This is a genomic window from Pseudomonas sp. UBT, assembly GCF_050915955.1.
GTDB lineage: Bacteria > Pseudomonadota > Gammaproteobacteria > Pseudomonadales > Pseudomonadaceae > Aquipseudomonas > Aquipseudomonas antarctica_A.
On the sequence record NZ_CP168079.1, the window covers coordinates 1,995,434 to 2,009,349 of the forward strand.

The window sequence follows — 13,916 nt, forward strand, 5'->3', positions numbered from 1 at the left end:
TTTTGCAGGTTCCGTGTGTTCAATAAGGGGTGACAGGAGGGCCTGAAAAGCAGGCGCAAGTCGGCCAATGTAGCGGCTGAAAGGGCGCTTGCCTAGTGCCCGCTGCCGGGCGGGGCCTGGAATACATTCGTCCACACGCTGCATGTCCAATGTGGGAGCGGGCTTGCTCGCGAATGCGGTGGGTCAGCCAACACATTCATAGCTGACCCACCGCCTTCGCGAGCAAGCCCGCTCCCACCTTAGTCCAGCGTCGTTTTCGGGTTATTCATCTGTGCCGATCACCCGCGAGCGGGTCACCTGCACGGGTGGGAAATGACAGGTAAAAGTGCTGCCATGGCCCAGCACGCTGCTGATTTCCAGCCGTGCACGGTGGCGCAGCAGCACGTGTTTGACGATCGCCAGGCCAAGCCCGGTGCCGCCGGTGTTGGAGTTGCGGCTGGAGTCGACGCGGTAGAAGCGCTCGGTCAGGCGGGGCAGATGCTTGGCGTCGATGCCGATGCCGGAATCCTGCACGCTCAGGTGCGCGCCGTGCTCGTCGGCCCACCAGCGGATGCGGATATTGCCCTTGTCCTGGGTGTACTTCACGGCGTTGAACACGAGGTTGGAAAATGCGCTGCGCAACTCACCCTCGCTGCCTTTGAGCAGCACCAACGGGTCGGCTTCCAGGGTGATTTGTTGCTCGCGCTGGCCGGAAAGTGCCTGGGCATCGTTCTTGATAGTCTGCAACAGGCTTTGCACCGCCACGGGGTGGTTATCCGACGGGTAATCCGTGGCTTCCAGTTTGGCCAGTAACAACAGGTCGTTGAGCAGTGTTTGCATGCGTGAACCTTGCTGTTGCATCTGCTGCAGGGCACGGCTCCAGCGCGGGTTGATCTCGTCGACATTGTCCAGCAACGTCTCCAGGTAGCCGCAGATCACCGTCAACGGTGTGCGCAGCTCGTGGGACACATTGGCGACGAAGTCTTTGCGCATCTGTTCCAACTGGTGGATGCGGGTGACATCGCGCACCAGCATCAGGTGTTCGTTGTTGCCGTAGCGTGTCAGGTACAGTTGGATGCGCACGCGGTCGTTGGTGGGCGAAGGGATTTCCAGGGCTTCTTCGTAGTTTTCCTGCTCGAAATACTCTTTGAAGCGCGGGTGGCGCACCAGGTTGGTCACCGGCTGGCCGCTGTCCTGAGGCGTCTTGAGGCCCAGCAGGGTCTCGGCGGCGCGGTTCCACCATTCCAGGTTGCCGTCGCTGTCGAGCATGATCACCGCATCTTTGAGCGCGGCGGTGGACTCCTGCACACGGTCGATCACCGCTTGCAGGCGCCCGCGTACCCGTTGGTCGCGGCGTTGCAGGTGGTAGATGCTGTCGAACACCTCGCCCCACAGGCCGTAGCCATCGGGTGGTGCTTCATCGGGTTTGTGTTGGCGCAGCCATTCATGCAGGCGCAGCAGCTGTTTGAGCGTCCAGCCCAGATACAGGCCGATACCCACGGCCAGGCTCCAGCCGTAATAGCCGCTGACCAGGCCTACCACCAGGCAGCCGGTGATCAACAGCAGCATGTGGCGGATCAGGGTGCCATGCCAGTTTTGGTTCACAATCGGTCCTTCGGACAGTGAAAAGTTTCAAGCTGCAAGCTTCAAGTCAAAGCGGATGGGCTTCAACTTGCCGCTTGTAGCTAACTGCTTTAGCTGCTTTCAACCTTTAGTGGAAAAGCGGTAGCCGGTGCCGCGCACGGTTTGTACCAGATTCTCGTAGGCATCGCCCAAGGCTTTGCGCAGGCGGCGGATATGCACGTCCACGGTGCGCTCTTCCACGTACACATTGCCGCCCCACACTTGGTCGAGCAGTTGGCCACGGGTGTAGGCGCGCTCCTGGTGAGTCATGAAAAATTGCAGCAGGCGATATTCGGTCGGGCCCATCTCGGCCGGCTTGCCGTCGATGGTCACGCGGTGGCTGATCGGGTCCAGAATCAGGCCGTCGACTTCGATCGGCGCTTCGCCATCGGTAGGGCCGGCGCGGCGCAATACAGCTTTCAGACGGGCGACCAGTTCACGTGGGGAAAATGGCTTGGTGATGTAGTCATCAGCGCCGACTTCCAGGCCCTGGATCTTGTTGTCCTCTTCACCCTTGGCGGTGAGCATGATGATCGGGATATCCCCGGTCAGCTCGTCACGCTTGAGACGGCGGGCCAACTCGATACCGGAAGTGCCGGGCAGCATCCAGTCGAGCAGGATCAAGTCCGGCTTGCGGTCGACGATAATGGCATGGGCCTGCTGGGAGTTCTCCGCCTCCAGGCAGTCATAGCCGGCCATTTCCAACGCAACGGCGATCATCTCGCGAATGGGCGCTTCGTCGTCAACGATCAGAATGCTCCTGCCAACCATGCCTAAATCCTCTTGTCATTTAACTGTCTTGCGCCGCATTAGATAACGGAATTATTGCAGTCGTGTGACAGTAATTTAGTCGCTTGGGCAATTCTTGGCACTCTGGACTACCCTTTGGGTCCGAATCCTGACAACCACAAAAGGAAGGTTCCGATGACTCACAGTACTTTTTCCTGGAAAGCCCTGCTGGTAACGGCCGCGTTGACGCTGCCGACACTGGCGTTGGCGGCCGAGCCTGCGATGACCAAAGACGGCATGTTGGTGGACCACAAGGGTATGACGCTCTACACCTTTGCCAAGGACTCTGCTGACAAGTCCATGTGCAACGACAAGTGCGCCACCAACTGGCCGCCGTTGATGGCCGAATCCACCGACAAGCCGATGGGCAAATGGACCGTCATCACCCGTGACGATCAAAAGAGCCAGTGGGCCTACAGTGGCAAACCGCTCTACACCTTCGTCATGGACAAGACGGCCGGTGACATGACCGGTGAAGGCAAAATGGATGGCGCCTGGAAGGTCGCCAAGCCTTAGTTAAACCCGCTGGCGATGAGGGGCCTGGCCCCTCATCGAAACCCGTAATCCGCCACAATCCCGACAAAAATCGCCAACCCGGCCCAGTGGTTGTGCAAAAACGCCTTGAAGCATTTCATGCGGTCTTTGTCGCGGGTGTACCAGAACTCCCAGGCAAAACAGCCCGCCGCCGCCAGCAACCCCAGGTGGAACCAGCCTCCCAGCTCGAACCGCGCGCCCGCCAGCAACAGGCAGGCCAGCGACAGGCCTTGCAGAGTGAGGATGATCACGCGGTCGGCATCGCCAAACAGAATGGCCGTGGATTTCACCCCGATCTTCAAGTCATCGTCCCGATCGGTCATCGCGTAATACGTGTCGTAACCCACCGTCCACAGCAAATTGGCGATGTACAGCAGCCACGCAGTGGCCGGCAGATGGCCAGTCTCGGCGGTGAACGCCATCGGCATGCCCCACGAAAACGCCGCGCCCAACACCACTTGCGGGTAATAGGTGTAGCGCTTCATGAACGGGTAGCTCGCCGCCAGCGCCAAACCGCCGAGGGACAGCAGGATGGTGGTGGCGTTGGTCAGCAGCACCAGCAGGAAACTGATGCCCATCAGCACCGCAAAAAACACCAGCGCCTCTTTGGCGCTGATCTTGCCGCTCACCAGCGGGCGTTGCTCGGTGCGTTTCACATGGCCGTCGACCTTGCGGTCCGCCCAATCATTGATCACGCAGCCACCGGCACGGGTCAGCACCACGCCCAGTACAAAAATCACGATATTGATCAAGGACGGCGAGCCCTTGCCGGCGATCCACAGCGCCCACAGCGTTGGCCATAACAGCAGGTAGATGCCGATGGGCTTGTCCATGCGGGTCAACTGAATGAAATCCCAGGCCCTGGGGTTCAGGCGGTTCAAGGATTTGAGCAGGCGTTGATACATCAGCAGTTCTCCGGATGGTCATGCAACGCGTGCCAGAAGCTCGGCAAGAAAATTTCCGCCACCAGCACACTCAGCGGCCCGCGATCAAAGCGCGAGCGGCGCCCCCACAAGCCGTCGGCCTGGTCCACGGTCGGCAGCCATTGCCGTGGGTAATGGCACACCTCGATGGCCTGGCGGGTGAAGGCGTGATCGCAAAACAGCAACTCGCCCAGCGAACGGCTGCCCAGCTCGTCCATGTGCAACCCGTCGCCCTGCAAGGCACTGCGCGCCGCCACGCTGCGGGCGAACACCCATGGCTGGCCATGCCCGCGCAGATACACCTCGCGCACCCAGCCGACAGTGGCCGAGGCCAGGCCGAGCGCCGTACATTCATCCTCGCGCAACGGCTGCCAGCCTTCGAACAACGGCGTCACGCTGAACCCATCGTTGGACAGCCACGTGAGCCGGCGCGTCAGCGAGCCTTTGTCGAACAGCCAATCAAGGGTCAAGGGCGCGGGCAATGGGCTCAGGAGGCTCTGGGTCAGCCATTGGCAAGCATCGGGAAGGGCGATTGAGTGCGGCACGGTGAGTGAGTATTGGCAGCAAAAGAGGCGGCGAGCTTACCATGGCGTCCTGGGCTTTTGCCGCGCTGAACCGGCCCCATGCGTCGATCGCGCTTGCATCTGCCGGCCCCGATCAGTACAAAACGCCCTGAGCCGCACGGCAACGTAGGTCTATCGACCGTCGGCCAAGATGCCTGGACCCTGAGGAAGCAAGTAATGAAGAAGTGGCAATGTGTAGTCTGCGGCCTGATCTATGACGAAAAGGACGGCTGGCCGGATGACGGTATCGCACCGGGTACCCTGTGGCAGGACGTCCCTGAAGATTGGCTGTGCCCGGACTGTGGCGTGGGCAAAATGGATTTCGAAATGATCGAAATCGGTTAATCATCGATTTAAGAAACGTACTACAAGGAGAAAGGAATGAACGCACCTGTCGTGATCATCGGCACAGGATTGGCCGGTTACAACGTGGCCCGGGAGTTTCGCAAGCTCGACAGCGAGACCCCATTGCTGCTGATCACTGCGGATGATGGGCGCTCCTACTCCAAGCCCATGCTCTCCACCGGTTTTGGCAAGAACAAGGAAGCCGATGGCCTGAGCATGGCTGAACCGGGTGCCATGGCCGAGCAACTCAAGGCCGAAGTGCGCACCCACACCCGCATCAGCGGCATCGACCCTGGCCACAAGCGCCTGTGGATCGGCGAGGAAGCAGTGGCCTACCGTGACCTGATCCTGGCCTGGGGCGCAGAAACTGTGCGCGTTCCGGTTGAGGGTGATGCGGCTGAGCTGATTTTCCCGATCAACGACCTCGAAGACTACGCACGCTTTCGCGCCGCTGCCGCCTGCAAACGCCGCGTGCTGGTGCTGGGCGCGGGCCTGATCGGCTGCGAGTTCGCCAACGACCTGATCCTCGGTGGTTACGAAATCGACCTGGTGGCGCCGTGCGAGCAGGTCATGCCGACCCTGCTGCACCCAGCCGCTGCTGCAGCGGTACAAGCCGGGCTGGAAGGCCTTGGCGCGCGTTTCCACCTGGGTCCGGTGCTCAACCGCCTGCAGCGCACCGCTGACGGCCTGGAAGCGCACCTGTCGGACGGTCAAGTCATCCACTGCGACCTGGTGGTCTCGGCCATCGGCCTGCGCCCGCGCGTCGACCTCGCGGCTGCCGCCGGCCTGCAAATCAACCGTGGGATCATGGTGGACCGCCACCTCAAGACCTCCCACGCCAACATCTACGCCCTGGGCGACTGCGCCGAGGTTGATGGCCTGAACCTGCTCTACGTCATGCCACTGATGAGTTGCGCCCGCGCCCTGGCCCAGACCCTGGCCGGCAACGCTACGGCCGTCAGCTATGGGCCGATGCCGATCACCGTGAAAACCCCGATCTGCCCGCTGGTGGTCTCGCCCCCGCCACGCGGCACCGAAGGCGTGTGGAGCGTCGAAGGGCAGGGCGCCAACATCAAGGCCTTGTGCCGCGACGCCAGCGGCCGCCTGCTGGGTTACGCGCTGACCGGCAGTGCGGTTATGGAAAAACTGGCCCTGAACAAAGAACTTCCGCCGTTGCTGGCGTAAATACCGGTCGTTCTGTCGGAATAACCCTGTTTTTCGCTCTAGAAAGGTCGCCGCGAGACTGGCGGAGCGTGCGAGGGCATGCCATCCTCACTCCCGTCTGCCGCAGAGTAGAGCCTGCGGCGCCTTGGGCGTTGCTCCATAAGAGAGCAGCACGGACATAACAACAAAAAACCGTCAAAGAGGCTTCACTTATGCGTAAACCAGAACTCGCAGCCGCCATCGCTGAAAAAGCGGATCTCACCAAAGAACAGGCCAACCGCGTCCTCAACGCCGTTCTCGAAGAAATCACCGGCGCCCTGCACCGCAAGGACAGCGTCACACTGGTTGGCTTCGGCACCTTCCTGCAACGCCACCGCGGCGCCCGCACCGGCAAAAACCCGCAAACCGGTGAGCCTGTGAAGATCAAGGCGAGCAACACCGTTGCGTTCAAGCCGGGCAAGTCGCTCAAAGACAGCGTCAACCCGTAAGAGCGGTACCGTCTGAAGGGAGGCGGGTTAGAAAAAAATGGGCACGCCGACTGGGTCGGGTGCCCATTTTTTGTGGGGACGAGCAATCAATGCTTCTTTTTCTTTTCATCCAGATAGAAATTCAAATATTTCTTTGGTCTTTCTTGAAAGGCGCGTGCCTTACCGAATTTATAAGCTTCATCAAAGTATTTATACGCCTCGGCACTTCTTCCCAGTTCGAGAGATACCATCCCCACATTAATTAATGGACCAGTATCTATATCCGACTCTCGGCCCTCAAGAGTCTTTTGAGCCCATGGCTCGGCTGCGTTGAACTCGCCATTTTCGAAGTGAAGGTTGAAGAGGGAGCCAGTGACCCAAGACGATAAGGGGGTCCACTCAAGCTTTGGTTCCGGCAGTAAACTCCATGCCTTTTGGTATAGGGCGTGCGCTTCAGTTTTACGGTTTTGTTCATCGAGATCGTTGCCTGCCGCCATAGTGGCCATGATCTCATCTGCCAGTGTTGGATTCTCGTCCGCCAAATCTTTCATACAATAATCCTTAATAATATTTAGGCTTTTCTGCGGGGCCGATAAAGTCACCGGGGTCTTTGTACCTGTCAGTCAGCAGCGCGCCTTTGGATCGGTTGTGGGAATAATATTCCAGCTCGTAGTTATCAGGGTCACGCATCCAACCCCGTACTTCTTTTGTTTTAGCTCCGTGATAACCGCCTTTGCTGTTCCAATACTTAACGGCGTCGGTTTTATGAGCCATATCCGCGTCTTTGATCGAATACCATTTTTTATCAGTACTCTGGAACCGCATGTTTTTTCCGGAGCCAATTATTTTGCCTTCAGCTCTCATCCTAGCAATTACGGCTTTTCCTGTGCGGCTGCCTTTACCTGGTGTTCTACCCACTGAGTTCAGGCGGCAGGACAACCCTAGTGGGTCGTTCCAACCGAACGGGTTGAGCGCGTATGCGTAGAAATTCAATCCTCCGTTTAACCCAATCGGATCCGGCGTCGTAAACCGCCCCACATCCGGATCATAAAACCTGAACGTATTGAAATGCAGCCCCGTCTCCCGGTCCAGATACTGCCCCTGAAACCGTAGATTTTGTTCCTCGATGTAATAAGGCTCGCGCGCCTCTTCCAGCGTGCTGCCCCACACCCGATAAGTCGCCTGCCAGACGCTGTGTCCGTCAGCTTCGGTCAGTTGCTCCGGCAACCCGTTCAGGTCGTTGTGGTAATAACGAATCTTCTGCAACGGCCCGGCACCGTCGACGCGAGCCAAAGGTTGGTAGCCTTCGTCTTCATAGACGTAAAGGCTCGTCTGACTGTGCTTGTGCTCCTGCAACAACCGCAGCCCATCCCACATGAACCGGGTTTCCCCCAACGGATACCCATCGCTGCCATGCTCGGTTTTTTCAACCCGCCGCCCCAGCGGGTCGTAGACCATTCTGACCACGCTGCCGCTTTCATTACGCACCTCAACCAACCGGCTTTCTGCGTCATACATAAACCGCTGCACACCGCGCTTGGCGCTGCGTTTTTCGATCATCCGTCCAAACGCATCGTAGCGATAACGCTTGTCCTGATAGGTCAGCAGCTTGTTATGCACCACTAACCCGGCGCCCGTCTGCGGGCCGTCGAGCAGGTTGGCGGCGGCGTCGTAGGCGAAGGTTTCGCGCTGGCCGTGCAGGCTGTCCTGGCTGGCGATGATGCGGCCGGTGGCGTCGTAGTGCAGCAGTTGGCGGTGTTGTGCCGCGGGTTGCTGGTCGAGTTTGCCGATCAGGTTGTCGGCGGGGTCGTATTCGAACTGCTTTTGCGTCGCCGCAGGCATCAGCGACGGCTGGCTGTTAAGGCGGCGTTGGCGTGAGCGCAGGCGGCCGCTGCGGTCGTATTCGCTGCGGGTGCTGAGCTGGCCTTGGGTGCGCAGCACTTCGCGGTGCAGGCGGTCGCGTTCGAAGTCGCTGATGACCTGGCCGTCGAGGTTGATCTGGTGCAGGTGGCCGCTGCCGTAGTACAGGCGATTGAGCCAGCGCCCGTCCGGCAGTTGGGTCTGGATCAGGTTGCCGAGTTCGTCGTAGTGATGTTGCAGCTTGCCGCCGGCACTTTGTTCGGCAAGCAACTGGCCGACAGCGTCGTAGGCGAAACCCAACGCCTGGGCATTGCCTTGCAGATCAGTGAAGGTGACCGCCGTGAGCTGATCCACCGCATCGTAGCTGTACTCAGTGCGGCCATCGTCGGTGGTCTTGGCGACCAGTCGGCCCACCGCATCACGCTCCAGCTGATGAACGATGGGCGCTGGCGGCGTTTCGGGGACCACCGCCAAGCCATTGCCATATGGCGCCGGAACGGCAGTCACCGCTGTGATGTTGTCCAGCCGGTCGTAGTCGTAGCGCTTGGCGCTGCCGTCGAGGTCTTGCTGTTCAGCCAGCCGATCGCCGGCATCCCACGCAAACCGATAGCTTTCACCGTTTTCATTGACCAACGCTTGCAGCCGCCCGTAGCTGTCGTAGCCGAACTGCACCTGGCGACCATGGGCGTCGGTGCGCTGGCGCACCTGGCCACGCCGGTTATGTTGATAGAGCGTGGTGTGCCCGGCGGGATCGGTATAGCCCACCAACTGCCCGCTGGCATCGCGCTGGAAATGTTCGGTGCGGCCGTCCGGCAGTTGGCTGCTGAGCAATCGGCCCTGGGCGTCGTAGCTGAATTGGGTACGTTCACCGAGGGCATCGGTGATGAGCTGCAAATAACCGCGCTCGTCGTAGCTGAAGCGCGTTGGGTAGCCCGAGCAATCAATATGCTCGACCAGTTGCCCGAACGGGTTCCAGCGCAGTTGTTTGCTTTTGCCGGTGGCGTCGATGATTTCCACGACCTGGCCTTGGGCGTCATAACGATAGCGGGTGATGTAACCCAGCGGATCGGTCTCGGCGATGCAATTGCCGCGCGGGTCATAGCGATACTGCCAACTGTTGTCGGCGGCGTCGGTCTCCACCTGCGGTAACGCCCAGTGCTCCAGCCATAAGGTGGAGTCGCTGCGCCCGAGCGGGTCGGTTTCGCCGATCAGGTTGCCGCTCTCATCGTAGCTGTACTCATAGCGGCCGCCTTGCGGGTCGGTGGCGCTGAGTAACTGGCGTTCGTCGTTCCATTCGAACAGCCAGGTCTGGCCGAGATTGTCGCTGTATTGAATGATCTGGTACTGAGTGTTCCAGTGCCGAGTGCTGACGCGTTGCAAACCGTCGGTGATGCGGGTCAGGCCCGCCTGCAAGTCGTAGTCGAACTGGTAGGCGTCGCCCTCATCGGTCCAGTGCCGGACCACACGCCATTCCAGGCCTTCAATCAACGCCCACTCATAGAAGCAGCGCAACCCGGTGGGCAATTGATGCTCAACCATGCGCCGCCCGGCATCGTAGGCGAAGCGTCGCTGCACCTGGCCGGTTGCGTCGCGCACCTGTGCCAGATTGCCCTCGGCGTCATAGCCATAACTGACCAGCAATTCACGATGTTGATCCGGATAGAGGCGTTCGATGTGGGTCACATGGCCCTGATCACGGATCAGCTCAACCTGCACCAGATCGAACGTATCGCGCAGACGCACCAGGCGCCCGGCGTCGTCATAGTCGAGATAAATGCGGTTGTCGTTACGGTCACCCAACTGGCTCAGGCGCAGTCGCGAAGGGTTTGCCGGTGTCGGCTCGAACAAGCGGTACACGCCGTCGTCACTTTCGATCAGCAACTGCCCATTCAGGTGTCGCCGTACCGCGAGCCCTTCACCGGCACTGAATACTGCGCCGCCCAACGGAATCGAACCCATGTCGATGGGCCGGCCCTGTTCATCGGTGTAGACCAGCGTTTCGCCGCCCTCGGGATGCGGCTGAATGTCGACGCACACCTCGTAGGCCACGCTCCAACCGGCACCGAACAGGCTGCCTTGGCGTTCGTCGCGGCTGTTGTAAAAGCGCTGCCAGCCGATCGGCAAAATGCCCGGCAGCACGAAATCCAGTTCCTCGACATCGCCGAGTATCTTCGCGCCCGTCGCAGCATGCACCGGGTTCGACGAGCCCATCGCGGCGTTGGCCGCAGCCCCCATCGCGCTGCTGATGGCCATCGAGGTCGCGCCGCTGACCAACATGCACGGCAACTTGCTGAAGAACTTGCCCTTGCTGCCCTTGAGCATCAACAACGCCGTGACCGCCAGGCCGACACCCGGGGTCTTGCCGCTGCGAATTTCACGCACCACCACCGAGCCGCCGCCGATGGCCACGTTGGATGAGATCAAGCCGGACGACACCACCGTCGCATCGCAGGTACTGCGATCACCGCTGCGCACGGCAGGTTGACCATTGACCGTAACCTTTTCCGAACCTTCGGCAAGAAACTGCGGCGGCATTGGCGGGTGCTTCATGCACACGACCAGGTCCAGCGGCTTCGGCACGGCGCCCGGCGCGGGCGTCGCGACGGTGGGGCGCCACATCTGCGAGAAGAAACCTTCGGCCATGTCCAGGTAGCTGGGTTCTGGTTCAGGCTTGGACGCTTCCAGCTCGGTGCCGGCCGGTGTGACATGGGAGCTGATCGCCCCGGCCGCGCGGGCGGCAGGCAGGTTATTGGTGAGGGTATCGGTGGAACCGGTGAGAATGTTCGCCTGCACCGAGGGCGGAAACAGAGCGTTGCTAAAGGCATCGCATATCTTGGTCAGGCCTTTGTCCGCGCCACTCTTGCTCATGGCGAGGCCGACAATCGTGCCCACTACCGCGCCCAGCAGGAAGCAGCCGAGGCCGCCGGTGGCCACGGTAATGCCGGTGGCAGCCACCACGGCAGCGGTCGCCACCGCAGTGATCGCGATATTGGCCGCCACTTCCAGCACACCGCCGAGGATGTCCGCCATCATCGAGGTGTGGGACAGCGCATCGCCCATTCGGGCCGCCCATAACGCGTCAGACATGCAGGCTGCTCATCAAGAAATAGCGTCGAACGACAGCGAATTTTTAATCGTCGCCCAATGCGCCGCTTCCGCATCACCAAGCGTGTCAGCCTTCACATAACTCAAGGCGAGCATCTTGCGCGTGCCCGGCAGCACCAGCGCCAGCTGGTACTGGAACACCTTGTCATTGCCCTTGTTGAACTGGCTGCGCAGCTCAATGCCTTCCACCTCTTGGGCGGCGCCCAAACGCACGGTCACGCTCGGTTGGCAGCGCAAGTCCTGCACCTGTTTTTCCAGGCGCTTGAGCTGGTCGTCGAAGTTGCTGTGCAGGGTTTCGCCGTCGGTGAGGAAGCTGCGGCTGATGATCAAGGAGGTGCCCAGCTCAGGGAACTTGAGGATATTGATCGACGCGTCTTGCAGCTCGCCCGCAGGCAGTTGGAACTGGAATTCGTTGATTCGGTACGTCATGGCAAACGGTCTCGTCAGGAGCTTTTAGGCGCGGGGAAGACGGCTTTAATATTGGCGTCGATGCTTTTTTTGATGCCCTGGCCATCGGGCGTGGCGCCGGGGCCGTGGTCGTTGTTCAGATGCAGTACGCCGCCGGTGTTGAACTCGGCATCGCCGCTGGCATAGAAGCTGATATTCACGCCGGTGAGGTTGATCTGCCCACTGGCGTTCAGCTCCAGGATGCTTTTGCCGCAGACCAGGCGTAGGTTTTCACCCACTTCGATGATGTAGCTCTGGCTGATGCTGTCGGTCTTCCTCTGGCCGACCAAGAGAACGTCCTGCTGCTTGACGATGCGCGTACGGTTATTCCCGATGGTCACCGTCTCGTTATGCCCGATGCTCTTGTTGCGGTCATGCCCGACGGAGTGGCTTTCATCCACTTCCACCACGATGTCCTGATTGCGCTCGGCATGGATATACAACTGCTCCAGACCCTTCTTGTCCTCCATGCGGATTTCATTGAAGTTGGCTGGGGTGCCGCCCTTGCTGGAGCGACTTTTCATGCCGCTCTGGGTGGCATTCTCCGGCAGGTCGTAAGGCACCGTCTGCTCGGCGTTGTATACCCGGCCGGTAATGATCGGCCGGTCCGGGTCTCCTTCCAGAAAGCTCACGATCACTTCCTGGCCGATCCGCGGGATCTGCATCGAGCCCCAGTTCTTACCGGCCCAGGATTGCGATACACGAATCCAGCACGAGCTGTTTTCGTTGGATTGGTCATGGCGGTCCCAGTAGAAGTGCACCTTTACGCGGCCATACTGGTCGGTCCAGATTTCTTCACCTTTGGGGCCGACCACGAGTGCAGTCTGCGGGCCTTTGACAATGGGCCGGTGCGTGCTGGCTAAAGGTCGAAAGCTTTGTTGGGCATCGATACAGGTAAGGCTACTTTCGAATTGCGCCGAGCCCGAGCCGCCGCCGCTTTCCAGGCTTTCCTGGACGATGTAGTAACGGCAACCGACGATCAGGTATTCGCGGTTCTGGTCCTGGCGGCTGAAGCCGGTGAGGCTGAACAAGTGGCCCGCACCGAGGCCGCGCGCGTTGCCGCTGAACTCGATCTGCTCATGCAGGGTTTGCAGGGCTTCGATGCGGGTGCGCGCGTAGTGTTCGCCGTCTTCACTTTGCACATAAGTGCCGGGGTAGTCGTACAGCGGGTAGTCGCCGGCAGTGTGCGGGCGCGGCATCGCCGAGCGCACGTCGATGCTGGCGCTGGGGCGCTGGAAGTCGTAGTCGTTCAGCTCCAGCGACCCCGGTTGCACCTCGTGGGCCAGGTGCCAGTTGTGCATATGGTCGCGTTCGCGCTGCTGCTCATCCTTGGGGTAGTACGGAATCGACGCGTAGCCCGGCACCGTGGTATGGGCGCCGTAGGCGTCAGCCAGCACCAGCACATGGCGGTCCTGTTCATGGCGGAAGAAGTAGTAAATGCCTTCCTGTTCCATCAAGCGGCTGACGAAATCAAAGCTGGTTTCGCGGTACTGCACGCAGTATTCCCACTCGCGGTACGGGCGGCTCAGGGCGTCTTCGAAGTCGGAAAAACCCAGGTCGCGAAACACCTGCTTGATGATCTGCGGGATGCTCAGGTTCTGGAAAATCCGGCAGTCCGAGGTGCGGCTCAGCAGCCAGAACCATGGGCGCAGCGTCACCTGGTAACTGGCGAACTGGCCCTGGTCGATGTTCTGGCTGCACCGCGCGACGATGCCGTGGAAATGCCGCTCGCCACCGTCCGCCAGTTGCACCCCCACGCTCATCGGCTTGCCCAGCAGCTGGTTGAGGTCGATGTTGGCGTCGAGCGACGTCAGTTGCAGCTCATAGTTGAACAACCTGCCCAGCTCTTCGCCGCCCCCCATTTCATTGAGCAACAGCACATCCGGCCCGAGGGGGCTGGTGATCTTGGCCAGGCGTGAGGCTTGGTTGAATAGCATCGGTTAACCCGTAAATGACTTAATAGCTGAAGAAACCGAATCCACTGTGGGCGCTGCCTTGTGTGGGAGCTGGCTTGCCTGCGATAGCATCACCGAGGTGTGCCAGACACACCTCGGTGATGCTATCGCGGGCAAGCCCGGCTCCCACACAGCCCCCTCCCACAATTGTGATCGCATTTC

At 60.2% G+C, this 13,916-nt stretch carries 12 protein-coding genes; 4 read left to right on the forward strand and 8 right to left on the reverse strand.

The window, feature by feature from the left end; translation table 11 throughout:
* Window positions 1-261: 261 nt before the first annotated feature.
* Entirely contained in the window at window positions 262-1,548 is a 1,287-nt protein-coding gene (phoR, locus tag ACDZ94_RS09065) for a phosphate regulon sensor histidine kinase PhoR (RefSeq protein ID WP_237140928.1), read from the reverse strand.
* A 135-nt stretch (window positions 1,549-1,683) separates the two neighbouring features.
* A complete protein-coding gene (gene phoB / locus ACDZ94_RS09070) occupies window positions 1,684-2,373 on the reverse strand; it encodes a phosphate regulon transcriptional regulator PhoB (RefSeq protein WP_003195617.1) in 690 nt (229 codons plus the stop codon).
* A 153-nt stretch (window positions 2,374-2,526) separates the two neighbouring features.
* On the opposite strand from phoB, the gene ACDZ94_RS09075 reads away from it, so the two are divergent.
* A complete protein-coding gene (locus tag ACDZ94_RS09075; RefSeq protein ID WP_221295915.1) occupies window positions 2,527-2,907 on the forward strand; it encodes a COG4315 family predicted lipoprotein in 381 nt (126 codons plus the stop codon).
* A gap of 32 nt (window positions 2,908-2,939) precedes the next feature.
* Here the strand turns inward: ACDZ94_RS09075 and ubiA are convergent, their stop codons facing one another.
* The gene (ubiA, locus tag ACDZ94_RS09080; protein ID WP_064454757.1) at window positions 2,940-3,830 is read right to left on the reverse strand and encodes a 4-hydroxybenzoate octaprenyltransferase; all 891 of its coding nucleotides are present in this window, start codon (window positions 3,828-3,830) and stop codon (window positions 2,940-2,942) included.
* Window positions 3,830-4,393, reverse strand: a complete 564-nt coding sequence (locus ACDZ94_RS09085; protein WP_432751362.1) for a chorismate--pyruvate lyase family protein — start codon at window positions 4,391-4,393, stop codon at window positions 3,830-3,832. Before ACDZ94_RS09085 ends, ubiA begins: the two co-directional genes overlap by 1 nt.
* A gap of 195 nt (window positions 4,394-4,588) precedes the next feature.
* Between ACDZ94_RS09085 and ACDZ94_RS09090 the strand changes: the two genes are divergently transcribed.
* The 3 genes from ACDZ94_RS09090 (at window position 4,589) to ACDZ94_RS09100 (ending at window position 6,408) form a co-directional block, all read left to right on the forward strand.
* Window positions 4,589-4,756 (forward strand): rubredoxin, encoded by a 168-nt coding sequence (locus tag ACDZ94_RS09090; protein ID WP_003213373.1) that lies wholly within the window; start codon window positions 4,589-4,591, stop codon window positions 4,754-4,756.
* 36 nt (window positions 4,757-4,792) lie between these two features.
* Window positions 4,793-5,941 carry an NAD(P)/FAD-dependent oxidoreductase gene (locus ACDZ94_RS09095; RefSeq protein WP_432751363.1) on the forward strand — a complete coding sequence of 383 codons (1,149 nt, stop codon included), beginning with the start codon at window positions 4,793-4,795 and terminating at the stop codon, window positions 5,939-5,941.
* Window positions 5,942-6,132: 191 nt separating this feature from the next.
* A complete protein-coding gene (locus ACDZ94_RS09100; RefSeq protein WP_003213368.1) occupies window positions 6,133-6,408 on the forward strand; it encodes an HU family DNA-binding protein in 276 nt (91 codons plus the stop codon).
* 86 nt (window positions 6,409-6,494) lie between these two features.
* Here ACDZ94_RS09100 and ACDZ94_RS09105 read toward each other — a convergent pair whose 3' ends face one another.
* From ACDZ94_RS09105 to ACDZ94_RS09120, 4 genes are read right to left on the reverse strand one after another with little or no spacing between them, the layout of a single operon-like run.
* Window positions 6,495-6,938, reverse strand: coding sequence for a hypothetical protein (locus tag ACDZ94_RS09105; protein ID WP_064454754.1), 444 nt, complete (start codon window positions 6,936-6,938; stop codon window positions 6,495-6,497).
* Between the two features lie 10 nt (window positions 6,939-6,948).
* Window positions 6,949-11,334 (reverse strand): RHS repeat-associated core domain-containing protein, encoded by a 4,386-nt coding sequence (locus ACDZ94_RS09110; RefSeq protein WP_432751364.1) that lies wholly within the window; start codon window positions 11,332-11,334, stop codon window positions 6,949-6,951.
* Window positions 11,335-11,346: 12 nt separating this feature from the next.
* The gene (locus tag ACDZ94_RS09115) at window positions 11,347-11,781 is read right to left on the reverse strand and encodes a DcrB-related protein (protein ID WP_064454753.1); all 435 of its coding nucleotides are present in this window, start codon (window positions 11,779-11,781) and stop codon (window positions 11,347-11,349) included.
* A 14-nt stretch (window positions 11,782-11,795) separates the two neighbouring features.
* Complete coding sequence (locus ACDZ94_RS09120; RefSeq protein ID WP_064454752.1) at window positions 11,796-13,736, reverse strand: type VI secretion system Vgr family protein; 1,941 nt, start codon at window positions 13,734-13,736, stop codon at window positions 11,796-11,798.
* Between the last annotated feature and the right edge of the window lie 180 nt (window positions 13,737-13,916).

Coding starts and splice junctions, on each gene's coding strand:
- phoR (WP_237140928.1), bottom strand. CDS start 1,548: ATGCTGCTGTTGATCACCGGCTGCCTGGTGGTAGGCCTGGTCAGCGGC.
- phoB (WP_003195617.1), bottom strand. CDS start 2,373: ATGGTTGGCAGGAGCATTCTGATCGTTGACGACGAAGCGCCCATTCGC.
- ACDZ94_RS09075 (WP_221295915.1), top strand. CDS start 2,527: ATGACTCACAGTACTTTTTCCTGGAAAGCCCTGCTGGTAACGGCCGCG.
- ubiA (WP_064454757.1), bottom strand. CDS start 3,830: ATGTATCAACGCCTGCTCAAATCCTTGAACCGCCTGAACCCCAGGGCC.
- ACDZ94_RS09090 (WP_003213373.1), top strand. CDS start 4,589: ATGAAGAAGTGGCAATGTGTAGTCTGCGGCCTGATCTATGACGAAAAG.
- ACDZ94_RS09095 (WP_432751363.1), top strand. CDS start 4,793: ATGAACGCACCTGTCGTGATCATCGGCACAGGATTGGCCGGTTACAAC.
- ACDZ94_RS09100 (WP_003213368.1), top strand. CDS start 6,133: ATGCGTAAACCAGAACTCGCAGCCGCCATCGCTGAAAAAGCGGATCTC.
- ACDZ94_RS09105 (WP_064454754.1), bottom strand. CDS start 6,938: ATGAAAGATTTGGCGGACGAGAATCCAACACTGGCAGATGAGATCATG.
- ACDZ94_RS09110 (WP_432751364.1), bottom strand. CDS start 11,334: ATGTCTGACGCGTTATGGGCGGCCCGAATGGGCGATGCGCTGTCCCAC.
- ACDZ94_RS09115 (WP_064454753.1), bottom strand. CDS start 11,781: ATGACGTACCGAATCAACGAATTCCAGTTCCAACTGCCTGCGGGCGAG.
- ACDZ94_RS09120 (WP_064454752.1), bottom strand. CDS start 13,736: ATGCTATTCAACCAAGCCTCACGCCTGGCCAAGATCACCAGCCCCCTC.